Origin of the sequence: Paenibacillus sp. R14(2021) (assembly GCF_019431355.1) — a bacterium.
In the GTDB taxonomy this organism is placed as follows: Bacteria; Bacillota; Bacilli; order Paenibacillales; family Paenibacillaceae; genus Paenibacillus_Z.
In genome coordinates, this window is record NZ_CP080269.1 from 882,883 (window position 1) to 899,109 (window position 16,227).

9 protein-coding genes are annotated in these 16,227 nt (G+C 49.0%); 8 read left to right on the forward strand and 1 reads right to left on the reverse strand.

Features of this window, described 5'->3' with window-relative positions:
- The first annotated feature begins 245 nt into the window (after positions 1-245).
- From KXU80_RS04375 to araB, 8 genes are all read left to right on the forward strand, one after another.
- A complete protein-coding gene (locus tag KXU80_RS04375; RefSeq protein WP_219837064.1) occupies positions 246-956 on the forward strand; it encodes a DeoR/GlpR family DNA-binding transcription regulator in 711 nt (236 codons plus the stop codon).
- A 178-nt stretch (positions 957-1,134) separates the two neighbouring features.
- Complete coding sequence (locus KXU80_RS04380) at positions 1,135-2,082, forward strand: ribokinase (protein ID WP_219837065.1); 948 nt, start codon at positions 1,135-1,137, stop codon at positions 2,080-2,082.
- A 30-nt stretch (positions 2,083-2,112) separates the two neighbouring features.
- Positions 2,113-3,636 (forward strand): sugar ABC transporter ATP-binding protein, encoded by a 1,524-nt coding sequence (locus KXU80_RS04385; protein ID WP_219837066.1) that lies wholly within the window; start codon positions 2,113-2,115, stop codon positions 3,634-3,636.
- Positions 3,637-3,657: 21 nt separating this feature from the next.
- Positions 3,658-4,641, forward strand: a complete 984-nt coding sequence (locus KXU80_RS04390; protein ID WP_219837067.1) for an ABC transporter permease — start codon at positions 3,658-3,660, stop codon at positions 4,639-4,641.
- Between the two features lie 16 nt (positions 4,642-4,657).
- Positions 4,658-5,605, forward strand: coding sequence for an ABC transporter permease (locus KXU80_RS04395; RefSeq protein WP_219837068.1), 948 nt, complete (start codon positions 4,658-4,660; stop codon positions 5,603-5,605).
- A 56-nt stretch (positions 5,606-5,661) separates the two neighbouring features.
- Positions 5,662-6,705 carry an autoinducer 2 ABC transporter substrate-binding protein gene (locus tag KXU80_RS04400; protein ID WP_219837069.1) on the forward strand — a complete coding sequence of 348 codons (1,044 nt, stop codon included), beginning with the start codon at positions 5,662-5,664 and terminating at the stop codon, positions 6,703-6,705.
- A gap of 27 nt (positions 6,706-6,732) precedes the next feature.
- Entirely contained in the window at positions 6,733-7,680 is a 948-nt protein-coding gene (locus tag KXU80_RS04405) for a sugar phosphate isomerase/epimerase family protein (RefSeq protein ID WP_219837070.1), read from the forward strand.
- A gap of 14 nt (positions 7,681-7,694) precedes the next feature.
- A complete protein-coding gene (gene araB / locus KXU80_RS04410; RefSeq protein ID WP_219837071.1) occupies positions 7,695-9,368 on the forward strand; it encodes a ribulokinase in 1,674 nt (557 codons plus the stop codon).
- A gap of 145 nt (positions 9,369-9,513) precedes the next feature.
- Here araB and KXU80_RS04415 read toward each other — a convergent pair whose 3' ends face one another.
- Positions 9,514-16,140 carry a S8 family serine peptidase gene (locus KXU80_RS04415; RefSeq protein WP_219837072.1) on the reverse strand — a complete coding sequence of 2,209 codons (6,627 nt, stop codon included), beginning with the start codon at positions 16,138-16,140 and terminating at the stop codon, positions 9,514-9,516.
- Positions 16,141-16,227: the final 87 nt, after the last annotated feature.

Genomic DNA, 16,227 nt, shown 5'->3' on the forward strand with positions numbered 1-16,227 from the left:
CAATGCAGGCTGATACTCCATTGTGATTCTGACAACGCGCTCACCCAAAACAAAAATACAGAAAAAAACGACTTGATTATCACAAATTTAATGAATAATAAACCTATAAAAACAGTTCCGAATCACAGATATTTAAGTGTATCGTATCTGTATAACAAAATTAGAAACCCAAATAAATTAATGCGGGGTGGTCAGTCATGGGGAAGAGCAGTCCGGCGTCCGAAAGGCAGAAAGAGATTGTTAAAATGATTTCGCAAACAGGAACCGTGTATGTATCTAATTTGAGCAAAAAACTTAACGTAACGCAGGAAACAATCCGAAAGGATTTGGAAACGTTAGAGAAAGAAGGCGTGCTGCTCCGCACGCACGGCGGCGCTGTATTAAATCATAAAATCCCCGTTCACCGGCAAATCAGCAATGTTGATATTAAAATGTCAATCGCCAAAGCCGCTGCGGAGCTTGTCGAGAACGGGGATATCATCGCACTTGACAGCAGCGATTTTTCTGTTCAGCTGGCGAAGGAATTGAAGGATAAATCCATTACCGTCATTACCAATTCCATTTCCATTATGCTGGAACTACTCGATCACGAGAACATTCAACTGATTACAATTGGCGGTTATGTGAATGCGCAAGCCTATTCATTCATCGGAGCAGTGGCGGAGAAATCCCTGGACAATTATCATGTGGACAAATATTTCTTCTCCTGCAGCGGATTTGACCTTGTACAGGGCGTCTTTGAAAAACACGAGGGAGAAGCGCAGATTAAAAAGAAGTTTCGCAGTGTGGCCGATGAAGTGATTTTAATGGCGGATCATACGCAGTGCAATCGAAAATCGTTAACTTTCCTAATGAATATTCATGAAGTCAGTAAACTGATTATCGATTCCAAGCTGCCACTCCAGCAGCTCACCGCATTAAAAAGTATCGGTATTAATGTAGTAATGAGTGATTAGCTTTTGTTTTGCAAATTAGGCTTTTGTTTCATTGAACCAAATGCGCTGATTCGACAGGCTGCATTTGGTTTTGTTTTTTTTAAAACAAAACTTGATGTTTGTTTTGTAAGCGGTTAATATTCTGCTTGTGAAGGCGAAGGCTGCTGCCATGCTTCACTTTGGGAGGTTGAAATGGTTAATGAAAAATATCGGAATAATTGGCAGTTTAAATACAGATATTATCATGAAAATGGATAAGCTTCTTACCCGCGGCGAGAACATTCTTGGGGAGAAGGTGGTCATCCAATCGGGTGGCAAAGGAGGCAACGCAGCTACCGCTGTTTGCAGACTCGGGAAGAATCCGATTTTAATCGGCTCTATAGGGCAGGATCATTACGGTGACATCATTTTAAACGATTTAAACGAGACCGGAATTGACGCTTCGTATATTAAACGGTCTGCGTATAGCCCTACGGGTATTACGACAATCCTTATTGATAAATTTGCCGAACGGACGATGGTCGTTGCGCGGGGAGCCAATATGGATCTAACGGCATGCGATATTAAACGGTATGCCCGCCTAATCGAGGATTGCAGCGTTCTGCTTGTTCAATTGGAAGTGACGGAAGCAGCGGTCATTGAAGCCATGAAGATGGCCAAGAAACGGGGGATACCAGTCATCATAGATCCGGCGCCGGCTGAAGGAATTACGATGCAAGCGATCAAGTATGCGGACATTCTAATTCCCAATGAGCAAGAAACCAAGCATATGACGGGGATTGAAGTTAATCATATACAAGACGCTTATCAGGCCGCACAATATTTTCAGCACCTCGGGATTACGAATAGCATTATAAAAATGGGTCATCGCGGTTCCCTGGTTTGCACGCCAAGCCACTCGCAATTCATTGAAGCCATACCTGTAGAAGCGGTAGATACTGTAGTTGGAGATACCTTCTCGGGGGCGCTTGCATGCTCGATAGCAGACGGTAAAGATTTATTTCAGGCAGCCTGGTATGCAACAATTGCCAGCGCGCTTAAAGTGACAAGGCTTGGTCCGCGTGATGGAATTCCGACTTCAGCGGAAGTAGAAACATTTATGAGAATACGAAATTTACCGCCAGAACTGCCGATTACACGTAATTAATTCCAGCAAGGAATAAGGGGGGTCACCGCAATGAGCGAGCTTTTACTTGAAGTCAGGGAAATGAGCAAAACCTATCCCGGCGTTCAGGCGCTAAGCCAGGTTCAACTCGAGGTGCGTGCAGGAGAAGTTCATGCCCTGATTGGTGAAAATGGCGCCGGAAAATCAACCTTGATTAAAATTTTGGCAGGTGTTGAGCATCCGGACAAAGGGAGCGTATTTCTTTTTGAAGGCCGACCCGCCGAAATCCAGAGACCGATTGATGCCACTTTGAAGGGAATTTCGATCATATATCAGGATCTCAGCCTTTTTCCGAATTTAAGCGTGGCGGAGAACATCTGTAAAGGCCGTAAAACAAACAAACGCGGTTCGGGTTTTGTCAGATGGCGGGAAATGCGCGAAACGGCGAAACGCACATTGGATGAACTGGGTTTTGCGATTGATGTGGATATCCCGTTGGAGAGATTAAGCATTGCCAAGCAGCAGCTTGTTGCGATTGCACGAGCCCTTGCCTTTGAAGCGAAATTGATCATCATGGATGAACCGACTTCTTCTCTTTCGTCCGGCGAAGTCGAACTGCTTTATAAGGTCATCGAGGATTTAAAGCGAAGGGGCATCGCCATTCTCTTTGTTAGTCATAAGATGGAAGAGCTGTTTAAAGTGTCCGACAGGTTCACCGTTCTTCGGGATGGCAAATTTGTCGGTTCGTACGATAAGGAAGAACTAAATGAAGACAAGCTTATCCGCCTCATGGTGGGCAGGGAATTGCAAGTGATCGAACGCGAAAATGCGGTACAAGGGAAGAAGATTCTGGAGGTAAGCGGTTTAACAAAAAAAGGAAACTTTAAGGATATCAGTTTCTCGCTCCATCAAGGCGAAGTGGTCACGATCACCGGACTTGTCGGATCAGGGAGATCGGAAGTCGCCCATGCCATTTTCGGTCTTGAGCGGTTTGAAAGCGGTACCGTTACGTTAGAAGGAAAGCCTTTAAAACTCACTTCTTCTGAACAAGCCGTTGCCAAAGGGATCGCATACGTTCCGGAGAGCCGGCAAAAAGAAGGACTCGTTCTTCAGCAATCCATTGTTCGCAATACATCGCTTTCTGTTTTGAAAAACCTTACAAATGGTTTTGGCAGCATTAATGAAAAGAAAGAGCTTGAGATAGCAAATGAATACATCAAAAGCCTGGATATCAGGCCGAACCTTCCTTTTCTGAATACCGGCAACATGTCCGGGGGAAACCAACAGAAGGTAGTCATTGCCAAATGGCTGGCAACCAGCCCTAAAGTATTGATTGTCGATGAACCAACGAATGGAATTGACATCGGGGCAAAAAGAGAAATTCACAAGCTGCTCCGAAGGCTCGCAAAAAGCGGGATTGCCGTCCTGGTTATTTCTTCCGACCTATCCGAGGTGCTAGCGGTAAGTGACCGGATCCTCGTCATGCGAAAAGGAAAAATTGCCGGCGAGCTGCTGCAGCAGGAAGCGACACAAGAAAAAATTATGAATCTTGCCGTACTGGGAGCGCCTATGACTCTGGTCCCTGAACCGAATTGATGAGGAGGTGTATCTACATTTATGAATAAACTTGTCCATCAAAAAGAATTCGGCATCGCTCTTGTCGTCATTCTGCTTTCGATTCTTTTGACCGTATTGAGCCCTGTATTTCTCACTCCGGGGAACATCCTGGATATCTTGAAAGCAAATTCCGTCCTGGGTATTCTTGCCGTTGGTATGACGCTGATTGTTATTACGGGAGGAATCGACGTTTCTGTAGCTGCCGTTACTGCAGCAGTAACCGTGATTATCGGCAAGCTGGCGGTCACCATAGGATCAAGCACTTCAAGTCTTCTGGCTATATTTATTATCGCTCCGCTCGCGGGTGCTTGTTTTGGATTTATTAACGGTCTCCTGATCGCCAAAACAAAAATCCCGCCGATCGTTGCTTCCCTTGGAACAATGAGCATTATTTCAGGTCTTACGCTCTATGTAACAAACGGGGATTACGTGAACAGCAGCATGCTTCCGAAAGGCTTCCTTCAGTTTTCGGATTTCAAAATCGGCGGCGTATCGATTTTAATCCTTATTTTTCTGCTTGCCGCCATATTCACCTGGTTTTTACTAAAGTATCTAACAATGGGCCGCGATATTCTTTCCTTCGGAGGCAACCCCGTTTCCGCAATGCGGGTCGGAATCAATTCGACGAAGGTGCAGCTATTCGTTTATACGTATATGGGCTTGCTGGCCGGTATCGCGGGCATTGTGCAAACCGCTTACAACAAAGGCGTCGATCCGAACGGATTTTCCGGGTTTGAGCTGACGGTTATTGCTGCCGTTGTGCTCGGCGGAGCGAATATTATGGGCGGCTCAGGCTCCATCCTGGGTACGGTTCTTGGGACACTTCTGCTTGGGATTATGCAGAACGGTCTGATTTTAGCTAAAATCAACACGTTTTGGCAGGACGTTTTTGTTGGTTTGATTATTTTAATCGCGGTTTCTTATGACGTGATCAAACGTAAACGGGCCGACAAAAGTCTGGCTAAAGTGGAAGTCGAAGCATAAAAAGGGGGGGGAGAATGTGAAACTTTCAAAGGAATGGATGCTGGGTGGGGTCTTGGTTGCACTGTTTATTGTGATGGCAATCGTTGCGCCCGGATTTACAGATGTCTATAATCTCACAAACATGCTGTTTCAAATTCCCGAGCTTGGCATCCTGTCGCTGGGCATGCTGGTTGTCATTTTAACGTCCGGGATCGATCTCTCTATCACTTATCTTGCCGCTTTGTCGGGCGTGATTATGGCTTACTGTATGACCTCGGGGATGCCCCTGGCGCTCTCCATTCTGTTAGGAGTGCTAACGGCACTTATTGGCGGGTTATTGAATGGTTTCTTCGTTGCCTTCGTCGGGGTTTCTCCTATTCTTGTTACACTAGGGACCATGACTTTTTTTAAAGGGATCGTCACCCTGATTACGAAGGGCAACAGCATATCCGGATTTCCGGACAGCTACGCGGCGATCGGCAGTAACGCCTATTTCGGTATACCGCTGCCCGTTATTATTTTTGGCCTGATCGCATTAGCGGCATGGTACTTGCTGAATAAAACCGTATGGGGACGTCATGTATACATGACTGGAAACAGCCCTATTGCCACCTTGTTCTCCGGAGTAAACACAAAACGGGTGATCATCTACGTTTATTTGTTCTCTGCCATGATGGCCGCGATTGCTGCCGTAATCATGACAAGCCGCTACAATTCGGCCAAGGTGGATCTGGGAAGCTCCTATCTGCTGCAAAGCATATCCGTTGCCGTATTGGGAGGCGCAAGTATTTCCGGGGGTTACGGCAAAGTAATCGGAGTCGTTCTTGGTACCGCAATCTTTCAGGTTCTTTCAAGCGGTCTGAATCTGATGGGAGTCTCCAGCATGATTATTAATATCCTGGTTGGCGTCGTACTGATTGCTGTCCTGTTGATCAACTTCTTCTCGGCCAACATGAAACGAAACGAGCTCAGGAAAACAACTTAATCCCGGTTTCACGCTTTGTTTTATATAGACCAACAAACAATCAGGAGGGTTTACACATGAAGAAAAAGGTTGGTTCACTCGTATTGTCTGTCGTATTGACAGCGGGGCTGTTAGCAGGCTGTGCAAGCGGCAAGCAGGAGAATACCGGAAACGATGCTTCGGCGAATAACGGAGCGGCTGGCTCCGGGAAAATTAAAATCGCCGTTGTTCCTAAATTGGTGGGCATTCCTTATTTCAACGCTTCGGAAAACGGGGCGAAAAAAGCAGGTGAAGATTTAGGCGTAGAAGTCATTTATACGGGGCCAACGCAGGCGGACGCCGCTCAGCAGGTTAAAGTTATTGAAGATTTGATATCGAAAAAGGTAGATGTCATTGCCGTCGCTCCCAACGATCCGGCTGCTTTGTCCCCGGTGCTGAAAAAAGCGAAAGCCCAAGGCATTAAAGTCATGGACTGGGATACCAAAGCGGATCAATCAATTGTCGATCTGTCCGTTCAGCAAATCGATAATGAAGTCTATGGCCGCCATATGGCCGATCTGCTGGTACAAGCTATGAAAAAAGAAGAGGGCAATATCGCGATTATTACCGGCGGTCTGTCGGCAAACAATCTGAATACCTGGATCGATTGGTCTACCAAGCAAATTGAGGAAAAATATCCGAAGCTTAACATTATCGGCGAAAAAATCGGAACCGATGAGAAGCAGCAGGTCGCTTACCAGAAAACACTCGATTTGCTGAAAGCGAACCCGGATCTTGACGGTATCCTTGCTTATTCGACAGTCGCGCCTCTTGGCGCAGCTCAGGCGATTCAGGAGAAGAACATGCAGGACAAAGTTTCGCTTATCGGCGTTGCGCTGCCTACCGATTCCAAACCATTCCTGGAGGACGGCTCGCTCGATACTGCTACCCTTTGGAATCCGGTTAACCTCGGGTACTTGACTGTCGTAGCGGCCAAAGCTTTGAAAGAAGGACAACCCATCACGGATGGGCAAGATATTCCGAATATCGGTAAAGTACAAGTGAAAGACGGAGGGAAAACGATTATCCTCGGACCTCCTACTGATTTCACGAAGGAAAATGCCGGACAGTTCGATTTCTAAATCAATAAGCGGATGGTGGAGAGAACCATGCTGCAAAATTATGCGCAGAAAAGCGAAAAAATCAAACAGGCCTTTCGCGAATTAAAGAAAAATCATCCGGAACAGCTTAAACAAAGATTGAACATGTCCTGGAGCAACTGGGGATTCGGCGTCGAATCCCTGGCTGCTGCAGCCAAACGTTTAAGTAAATACGATGTGAAATACATGGAGCTGCACGGGAACCATTACGGTGCGGATTTGGGGTATCAAACCAAGGAAGTCAATCAGATTTTGCAAGGCTGCGGCATCGAAGTATCGGGTGTTTGCGGAATGTTCTCGAAGGAAAATGACCTCTCCAGCAACATCGCGAATCATCGGCAGGCGGCAATCGATTACATTCGGCGGGAAACCGAGTTTACGGCTTCCGTAAATGGGAAGTACCTGCTGGTGGTCCCTGCAGCTGTCGGCCGTCCTAATAAAGTTGACGATATGGAATGGGCGAGAAGCATCGAAACATTGCGTATCGTTGCCGATTCGTTCAGCAAATGGAACATTAAAGCGGCCATCGAACCGATCCGCGCTGCGGAAACATCTCTCGTGCACAATATTGCCCAGGCGCAGGCTTATATTCATGAAGTGAATCATCCCGGAATCCGGCATATTAATGGAGATATTTATCATATGCAAGTGGAAGAACCCCATATTGGCGAAGCTATTTTGCAAGCGGGAGGCCAGCTAACCAATCTGCATATGGCGGACAGCAATCGCGGCGCATTAGGTACGGGGCATATGGATGTGGACACGATCATTATGGCGCTTTACCTCATCGGCTTTAACCGCGAAGGCTGTTATGTTACGCCGGAACCGCTGGGTCCCGGAGGAAATCCATACCCTGCCATGTACGGGAAGCCGAATCAAGATGAGCTGGATGAATTGGTCCGTTATACCGTCACCTATTTCAGACAAAGGGAAGCTCTATTGATAGAAGCTTTATAATAAGAGGTGATCGTATGAAATACAGTATCGGCGTCGATTTCGGCACCCTTTCCGGCAGAGCCCTGCTTATCGAGGTTGAAACCGGCAGAGAAGTGGCTTCGGCTGTAAAAGGCTATACCCATGGCATCATGGATCAGTTTCTCCCGGATGGATTGACCGCGCTTGAAACGGACTGGGCTTTGCAGCATCCTGAGGATTATTTGGAAGTTCTAAAAGTGACCGTTCCGGAGGTGCTCCGTAAGTCCGGCGTCTCGCCGGAAGATGTGATCGGAGTGGGCATTGATTTCACCTCATCTACGATAATCCCGGTAAAAGCGGACGGCACGCCGTTATGCTTTTTGGACGAATTCAAAAGCCGCCCCCATAGCTATGCGAAACTTTGGAAGCACCATGCCGCCCAAGAGGAGGCCAATCTTCTCAATGAACGGGCCGAGCAGCTGAATGAAACCTTTCTTGCCCGTTACGGCGGCAAAATCTCGTCGGAATGGCTGCTGCCAAAAGCCTGGCAAATACTAAACGAGGACCCCGAAATTTATGCAGCGGCGGATTCTTTTCTGGAAGCGACCGATTGGATTGTCTCGCAATTGATCGGCAAGGAAATGCGCAACAGCTGTACGGCCGGCTATAAAGCGATTTGGCATAAACAGGACGGCTATCCGTCGAATGCTTTTTTGAAATCGCTGGACCCGCGTCTGGAAAATTTCGTTGAAGAGAAATTGTCTGCCGAGCTTTATCCGGTGGGAACGAAAGCCGGAGAGATTACGGCAGAAGCGGCCCGGATGACCGGACTTCGAGAAGGAACGGCCGTCGCCGTTGGTAATGTGGATGCGCATGTAGCCATTCCCGCGGTCGGTATTACGGAACCGGGAAAAATGCTGATGGTTATGGGAACATCGACATGTCATATTTTACTGGGCAAAGAAGAGAAAATCGTCCCAGGCATGTGCGGCGTCGTAGAGGATGGCGTCATGCCGGGATGGATGGGCTACGAGGCCGGGCAATCCTGCGTGGGCGATCACTTTGCCTGGTTTGTCGGAAATTGTGTATCTTCCGAAGCTCAGCAAGAGGCCGCGAGGAACGGAATGGATATCCAGCAATTCCTTACTCAAAAAGCGCAGCGATTGTCCGTAGGCGAAAGCGGTCTGATCGCGCTCGATTGGTGGAACGGCAACCGTTCAACTTTGGTTGATGCGGATCTGACAGGCTTGTTTCTCGGCATGACGCTGCAAACGAAGCCTGAGGAGATGTATCGGGCTTTGCTCGAAGCGACTGCCTATGGAACGAAAATCATCATTGACGCGTTCAACGTTAGCGGCGTACCCGTCACCGAGCTGTATGCGGCAGGCGGCATCGCGGAGAAAAATCCTTTGATGATGCAAATTTATGCGGACGTATGCAATATGGAAATTCGAATTGCCGCGTCCAGCCAGACGCCCGCCTACGGATCGGCTATGTTCGGAGCAGTTGCAGCAGGCAAAGAACGCGGGGGCTACGATACGATCTCGGAAGCGGCTAAAGCCATCGGAAAAGTGAAAGCGCATTATTACAAGCCAATTCCGGAAAATACGGCTGTTTACGAGGAGCTGTATGCCGAATATAAACGTCTGTACCACTATTTCGGCCAAGGGGAGAACGATGTGATGAAACGTCTAAAGGCGATCAGGAAGAACGCTTTGAAGTACGATTAAAATCGTTCATCATATGTCGGGCAGAATCCTACGAATCATAAAGAAATGGCGCCACAGATTTGAGGTCTGTGACGCCATTTTTGTGCCTTAGAGATCACCTTCAAGCTTCAAAATCACATGGACAAGAGACGGCCTCATGAAGCGATTAGTTGATTAAACCGGATTGCTGAAGCAAATTGAAGATGGCTGCCGCTGCCTCTTCACGGGTAGTTGACTTCTTTGGCGAGAAGAAGAAGCCGCCGTTCACTTCTTTGGCTTTCATCAGTCCGATTTCCGTGACTGTTTGGATGCTGTTCTTCGCGTAATCGGAGATGTCATCGGCATCCGCAAAATCAGCGCGGCCTGCTGGGTGCTCTGCTTTCAGTGCCAGCAATCCGGCAGCACGCTCCAGCATAACGGCCAAATCTTGATGCGTGATGGTTCCGTTCGGGTTAAAGCTTCCCTTACCAAGCCCTGTGATGATACCGGCTTGATAGGCTGCGCCTACTTCGTCCGCATACCATTTGTCAGCTGTCACATCTTTGAACGGCAGTTCAGTGCTGCTTTGAAGACCAAGTGCACGTGTCAGCATCGCTGCAAATTCCGCGCGTGTCACCGAAGCGCTAGGCGAGAACGTCGCTTGCGATGTTCCCTCAAGGAGCAGCTTGCTAGCAAGGGCTTCGATTTTCGTTTTTTCCATCGCGTTATCGATGTCGTTGAAAGCGATTGTTCGAGTGACTACCGCATAAGCAGCATAGCCGGAACGGGTTACGGTAACCGTTGTTGTGCCGTCGCTGTTTAAGGTAAACGTTGCAGGGGCTGGGCTCACCGTGTGACCGCCGAGGTAAAGTACCCCAGCCGATTTGGTGTCTGCGTCCTTAGCAAGAACAAAGGACTGTTTAACAAAATCCTTGCTTGAAAGCTGTAGAGGTACCGCCGCCGTGCCTTGAACGCTGTTGACTTCAAATGCAACCGGTGTGCCAAGCACCGTTATGCCGAGGGCTGCATTCGTGAATGCTGCGCGCTGCTGTTCCGCGCTTGATAAAGTCACTTGAATGCCGGCATTTTTAGGTGCCTTGGCAAGTATCCGAACTGGCAGTGCAGCTGCTGTAGTTTCATTCGTGAAGACGATGGAATTGGCTGCATTGGATTTGGACAGCAGTTCGACTTGGCTTGCAGTCAGGTTCAATTGCGCTTGCTGTGCGGTCGCTGGGGTTGTAACGATTACGGCAACAGGCTCTGTTTTCAAGGCTTGCTGCAAGTCGGAGTCGGAAATGGCTGCGATGACTTTGTTTCCGTCCGTTTTCAAATCAGGCTTAACAAGCTGCTGTGTTTGTCCTTTGTTTATCACGTTTGCGAGTGAATAATTAGTCGACTGAGCAGGAGGAACAATAATCACTGAACCGCCGTTGTTACCGCCGCTGCTCGGAGCTGTAAGAGTCACCTTTACGTTAAGCGTTGTCTTAATGGCTGGTTTCGCCGCAGAAGCGATTGTTACCGTCAATTCAACCTCTGTGCTGCTGCTCGGCCGTTTAACCAATACGCCCTCGTTATTGATGAATTCTGCTTTGCTGCTTCCCGTCACTTTGTACGTAATGCCAGGTGTAGTTGGAAGGGTGAGTACTGCTTCGTTCAGATTCGTTGTGTTGGAAATATTCGCTTGGAAATCATCTTTGGCTTGATTCACGATTTCCCACAGGGAATCGATGTTTACAAACAATTTGCCCGAAGCGACGGCCTCTGTTACATTGCCGGCGTCGTCCCAAGCATGAACAACGATGACGCCGCCATCGAGAATCAGCGTATCCGGTGTTTTATAGCTGCCTTCATAAAGGCCTGGCGTAGTTGCGCTTTCAATCATTGCGATTTCGTTCGCCTTCGTGTTTTGAAGAGCGCTTGGCAGCTCGATCCGGAATGCGGCGTTCAAGCCCGGGGTGCTCTTGAAGGATACAGGCAGCGTATCCCCTTGATTCAGCGTCACATCAGTCGCTGGGGTAATCTCGCTAATCGCATATGAACTTAAATCCAAATAGACAGTACGCGTCACCGTTGTTTCATTGCCTCCAAGATCTTTCGAAGTGACATGGATGATATTCGTGCCTGGATCAAGCAGAATACGGTGCGTAAACGTACCTTCGGAGCTCACATTCGCCAATTCTCCATTGACGTTTAACTCGCTCAAGAACGCATCGCTAGTTGTTCCTGAGACGGTCAACGCTTCTAGATTTGTCTTGAAGTTGTCGACTGGAGCAGCTAGTGTTAGGCTCGGAGCTGTAACATCAAGCGTTACCTCGGTAGGTACGGAGCGATCCGTCGTTTTCCCCAAAATATCAGCTTCAACAGTCAAGCTGTTCCTTCCTGGTTGCAGCTGGACAGGTATTGTAAATTTTCCGTTCTCGACCGACACGGTCCCTACTTTGGCAGCTCCGTTATATAGGGTTACTGCCGACCCGTCAACGGGCAGAAGTCCGGTTACTTCAATCGAGGTTTCGTTCGTATACGTGTTCGCGGCAGGCAAAGTGATGACAGGTGCTTTTACTTCGTTTGTGACCAGCGCGTTGATCATATAGTTTCCTTCACCTGCAGGCGCCAAGACCCACAAGCCTTCAGTCATCCGCCAGCTGCGAAGCGCGCTCTGACCGTCCTTATCCACGCCAAGCCCAGGCGTATCCGGATAAGTGCCTTCTTGGATATAGGCGATATAGAAATCGCCTTGAACAACAACAGGGGATGGGAATTCGACTCTCGTCCAATTGTTGTCGCGCAATGCTTCTGCTTCGTATGGACCTGCGATCAGACGTCCGGGAGATCCATTGCTTCCGCTTGCGTCATACAACGCATACTTGAAATTCGTGCCGCCGGGATCAGGCCATGTCGAATCCCAGAATTTGAATAAAGCACCTGAAATTTGCGCGGCACCCGCCGATGGCGTCATTCGAACGGCCCACGTGTACCCTGATACGCGGGAAGCGTAAGCATCTTCAGCTGTTCCGTCGTCATAGCTGATGCCATTCGGAATGCCGATGAACGGCTTGAGCGTCACGTTAGCTTCAACTGAACCGTTCGCAGGTGCCGTCACGGTCACTTGCGTTCCATAGTATTCGCCAACCGATACGGCCAGTGTATAAGTGCCTTCAAGCACATCCAGCGAGAATGCACCGTTCTCATCGGTTTGAACAGGCATGATGTTAGCGTCTTCCATGACGATGATATTCGCATGGGCAATCGGCTGGTGATTACGTTCATCCGAGATGACGCCTGTGATCCGGCCGTGAGGCATCGCCTCTAGGTTGAACGCCACATTGGTATTGCCATGGTCGGCTATCGTCACCGGCTTGGTTTGCGGATAGTAGCCATAAGCCTCCGCCTTCAGATTAAAGTCGCCGGCCACGTGGTTAAAGGAGAAATGCCCCGTACTCGGATCGGTTCTTACGGAACGACCGGTTTCCAATACCGTAACCGTTGCGCTCGCTGGTAAGCTTTGCGGCGTCACAACGTTCAAGGGCTGGCCCGGAATGAAGTCGTCTTTGTCAGTTGCTGCAAGGGAATATGCCGGCCCGGCATTTGTAGGTTTTGGCAGCTGGACGCCGTCATAGACATGATTGGATTGCATGATCTCCGCAGGAGTACTAGTGCCGATAACTTTGAAGTTATCGATATACCAGCCTTCCCATGCGACGGATGAATCGGTCTGCATGCGGAAACGGAATTGAACCTGTTGGTGGATATAAGGAGTGAGGTCATAAGCGAATGATTCCCACTGATTATCGCTGGAGATGCCGTTGAAGACAGCAAGCTCGGTCCATGTTGTGCCTCCGTCAGGCGAAATTTCAAAATGGCCGAAATCACATCCACTCTCCAAGCTATACCAATTGCTGAAGTAGACGGATGCTTGGTCCACCTGACTCAAATCAATAACGGGGGAGACCAATGAATAGTCACTGGATTCCGTATAACCGCCATTTAAGCGGGTGCCCCATACATTCGGTGCAGATACAGCGCTGCCCGGCCCCTGTGAAGAAGGATTTCCGCGTTCCCACTCATCATGGATTCCGCTATGCGTCCAGTCATTGTCTGTTGATCCGTCGAAGGTATCAGCGAATACGGGAACAATTTCAGGCATCTCGATGCTGAACGCACTCGAGGGCTCACCCGTGTTTCCGCTGTAATCGACGGCAGCTACTTGATAATAGTTGGTGCTGCTGCCGACGGCATTGGTATCGGTGAATGACGTTAGTTTCGTCATTACAATCGGGGTAAACGCTGCGTTATCGGTAGAACGATACACCTCATATTGCGCCGTGTCCTCGTCAATCGACGCTTCCCACGTTAAGTTCACGTTTCCGCCTGAATCGCTCGTTCCTGTCAGATCTGTCGGAGAAACCGGCGGTAACGAATCGGGAGGCTGTACAGCAAGATCATCGAAATACCAGCCGTCCAAGCCGCCGAAGTTGCTCGTGAACATGTTGAATAGAAGGTGGATTCTTTGACCGGCATAGGGGCGCAGATCGAGATATTGTGTTTTCCACTGGTCGCCTGTGCCGGTAAAACTCATTTGCTCTACAAAATTTTCATTTTCATCTGTAGCGATGTAAACTTTAACGAAATCGTTATTTTGTTTTAAGTTATACCAGCTTTTGAAGGATAGAACGGCTCCTTCGGGGCTATTGGTCAAGTCGATCGGAGGAGCTAGGAAATACGCATTCACTCCGTCTGGGTAAGACTTCCCTAAATTGGTGGCGGCAGCTTTGGTGCCGGAATAAGCGGCTCCTGGACCGAATTTAGGCACGCCTACCGCCCATGAATTATTGACGCCTCCGCTCTCGAAGCCGGTAATGTCCCCTTCAAAATCCTGCAAATAGCCAGGCTTAATTCCGCTGGAGACCTCGACGGGGTAAACAGGCGTCTCTGCGTGGTTGCCGCTATAGTCGTTGACTGAAATATAATACTCCAGTCCTGCGGGGTCCCTGAGATTGTCAGGTAGGGGTGCTTCATATTGGCCAGAACGATAATTGCCGGAAATATTCGTGACCGGTAGATTTACATAGTCGTCTGTTCCTTTGACTCTAGCCAATACTTCGATCTGCGTGACACCGATATTGTCCGAGGCAGTAAAGGATATTTTCGCATCTCTGCCGCTGTACACAAGAGAAAGCGGGGTATGTTCGAGAACAGGGGCAAGCGTGTCCTCTCCGGGTGTCTTGACTTCCCCTGAAACCGTACCTGAGCCGTGAAGAACGGAATTTACGGCATCAAGTGCATTAACAATGCCATATCCGTAAGCTTGGTTCGGGCTTTCAGGATAGCGAGTGTCTGTTCGAGGCGTAGCGGTGTTCTCTAATATCTGTTCCATTTGGTCGACAGTAAGCGAGTGATTAGCCTGAAGCAGCATGGCTGCAATACCGGTCGTGATCGGACCAGACATGGAGGTGCCGTTCCAACCGCCTTCATAATCCCCGCCAGGTACGGAGGAACGGATGTTGACGCCTGGAGCAGACACTTCCGGCTTTAATTCGCCGTATGGAGAAGGACCTCGCAAGGAGAAGTTAGCGATATTTCCATTGATGTCGGTTGCGCCTGTAGCAACCGATTCCGGATAATTGCCTGGAGGCGGCACGGAACCGGGTCCGCCGGGATTGCACTCATTGACATTACCTGCAGAGAATTCGGGGAAAATCCCTGCGGCACGCCATGCTTGTACGATCGGCCGGAAAAATTCATCGATGCCCGTACAGCCTCCCCAGGAATTGTTAACGACATCCGGCGCCATCTCGGGATGTGCGTTTCCATCGCTGTCTACTGGGGCAAGGAGCCATTGGCCGGCATCCAGAATGATGGCATCCGTCGTGCTGGGATTAAATATACGAACAGCGATCCACTTTGCGCCGGGTGCGACACCGATCTGGTTGCTGCCATCCGCTTCAGAGCCTACCATGGTGCCCATGGTATGCGTGCCGTGAGCCTCATTGTCCTCGGGAAGCGCGGTATGGCTATGGGCATCATACCAGCTGAGCTCGGGATGTACGATTTGACCCGACTCGTTGTATGCGCGCCATTTCCGCTGTAGAGCAGGGTGCGTATAATCGACGCCTGAGTCCAGGTTGGCTACAACGATTCCTGTACCGTCGATGCCCATATTCCAAGTTTGAGGAGCATTCACATAGTCGATACTCCATTCCACGTTGGCCGTATGAGGCACTGCTGCTTTAGCAGCTGCGGATCCAGCATGAGGTTCAGCCGGTTCTTTTGTTTTCTGGATGTTATCAAGAAAATATTCTTGATTGGGCAGGATGGCATCAATGTCCGGACGTAATGCCAGCTGCTCCATTTCTTTTTTGGTGGATGTGACGGATAGCGCATTGACAATAAAGAAGCTTTTGTAGTCTTTCACGCCGCCGTTTGCGGCTTTCGCATTATGTAAGTAGGATTCGAGAGAGCTCTGGGTGCGGGAGGCCGTTTCACGCAAGGAGCTGATAACCGCATTGCGCATGGACAGTTTGGCAGCAGCCGGGGTGACTTTTTCTGTCATCGCTTTCTGCTTGGCCTCTAACGAAACGCGCATAGGGTCCGCTTGTTCCTTCATTTTAATCAAATAAGTCACGTATTCATCATCGTCAAATTGTTTGGTAACCTTGGGGTCGACTTTTGCTTTTACGGTGTCTGGGGACACGGCAGAAACGATGTTGGGTTGTACGAGGTCTTCCGAGGCAGCGGCAGCCGGGATGGAATTCGTGAGTACGAGAAGAGCAGTTAGTCCGATCGTTAAATGGTTACGGAAAGATTTCCAATTCACGTGGTTTCCATCTCCTTGATAATCGAAGTATTGGTTATTCCTTTCGCAGGTCTAAGATGAAAGAGAAAGGATTTCTGCTAACCACCT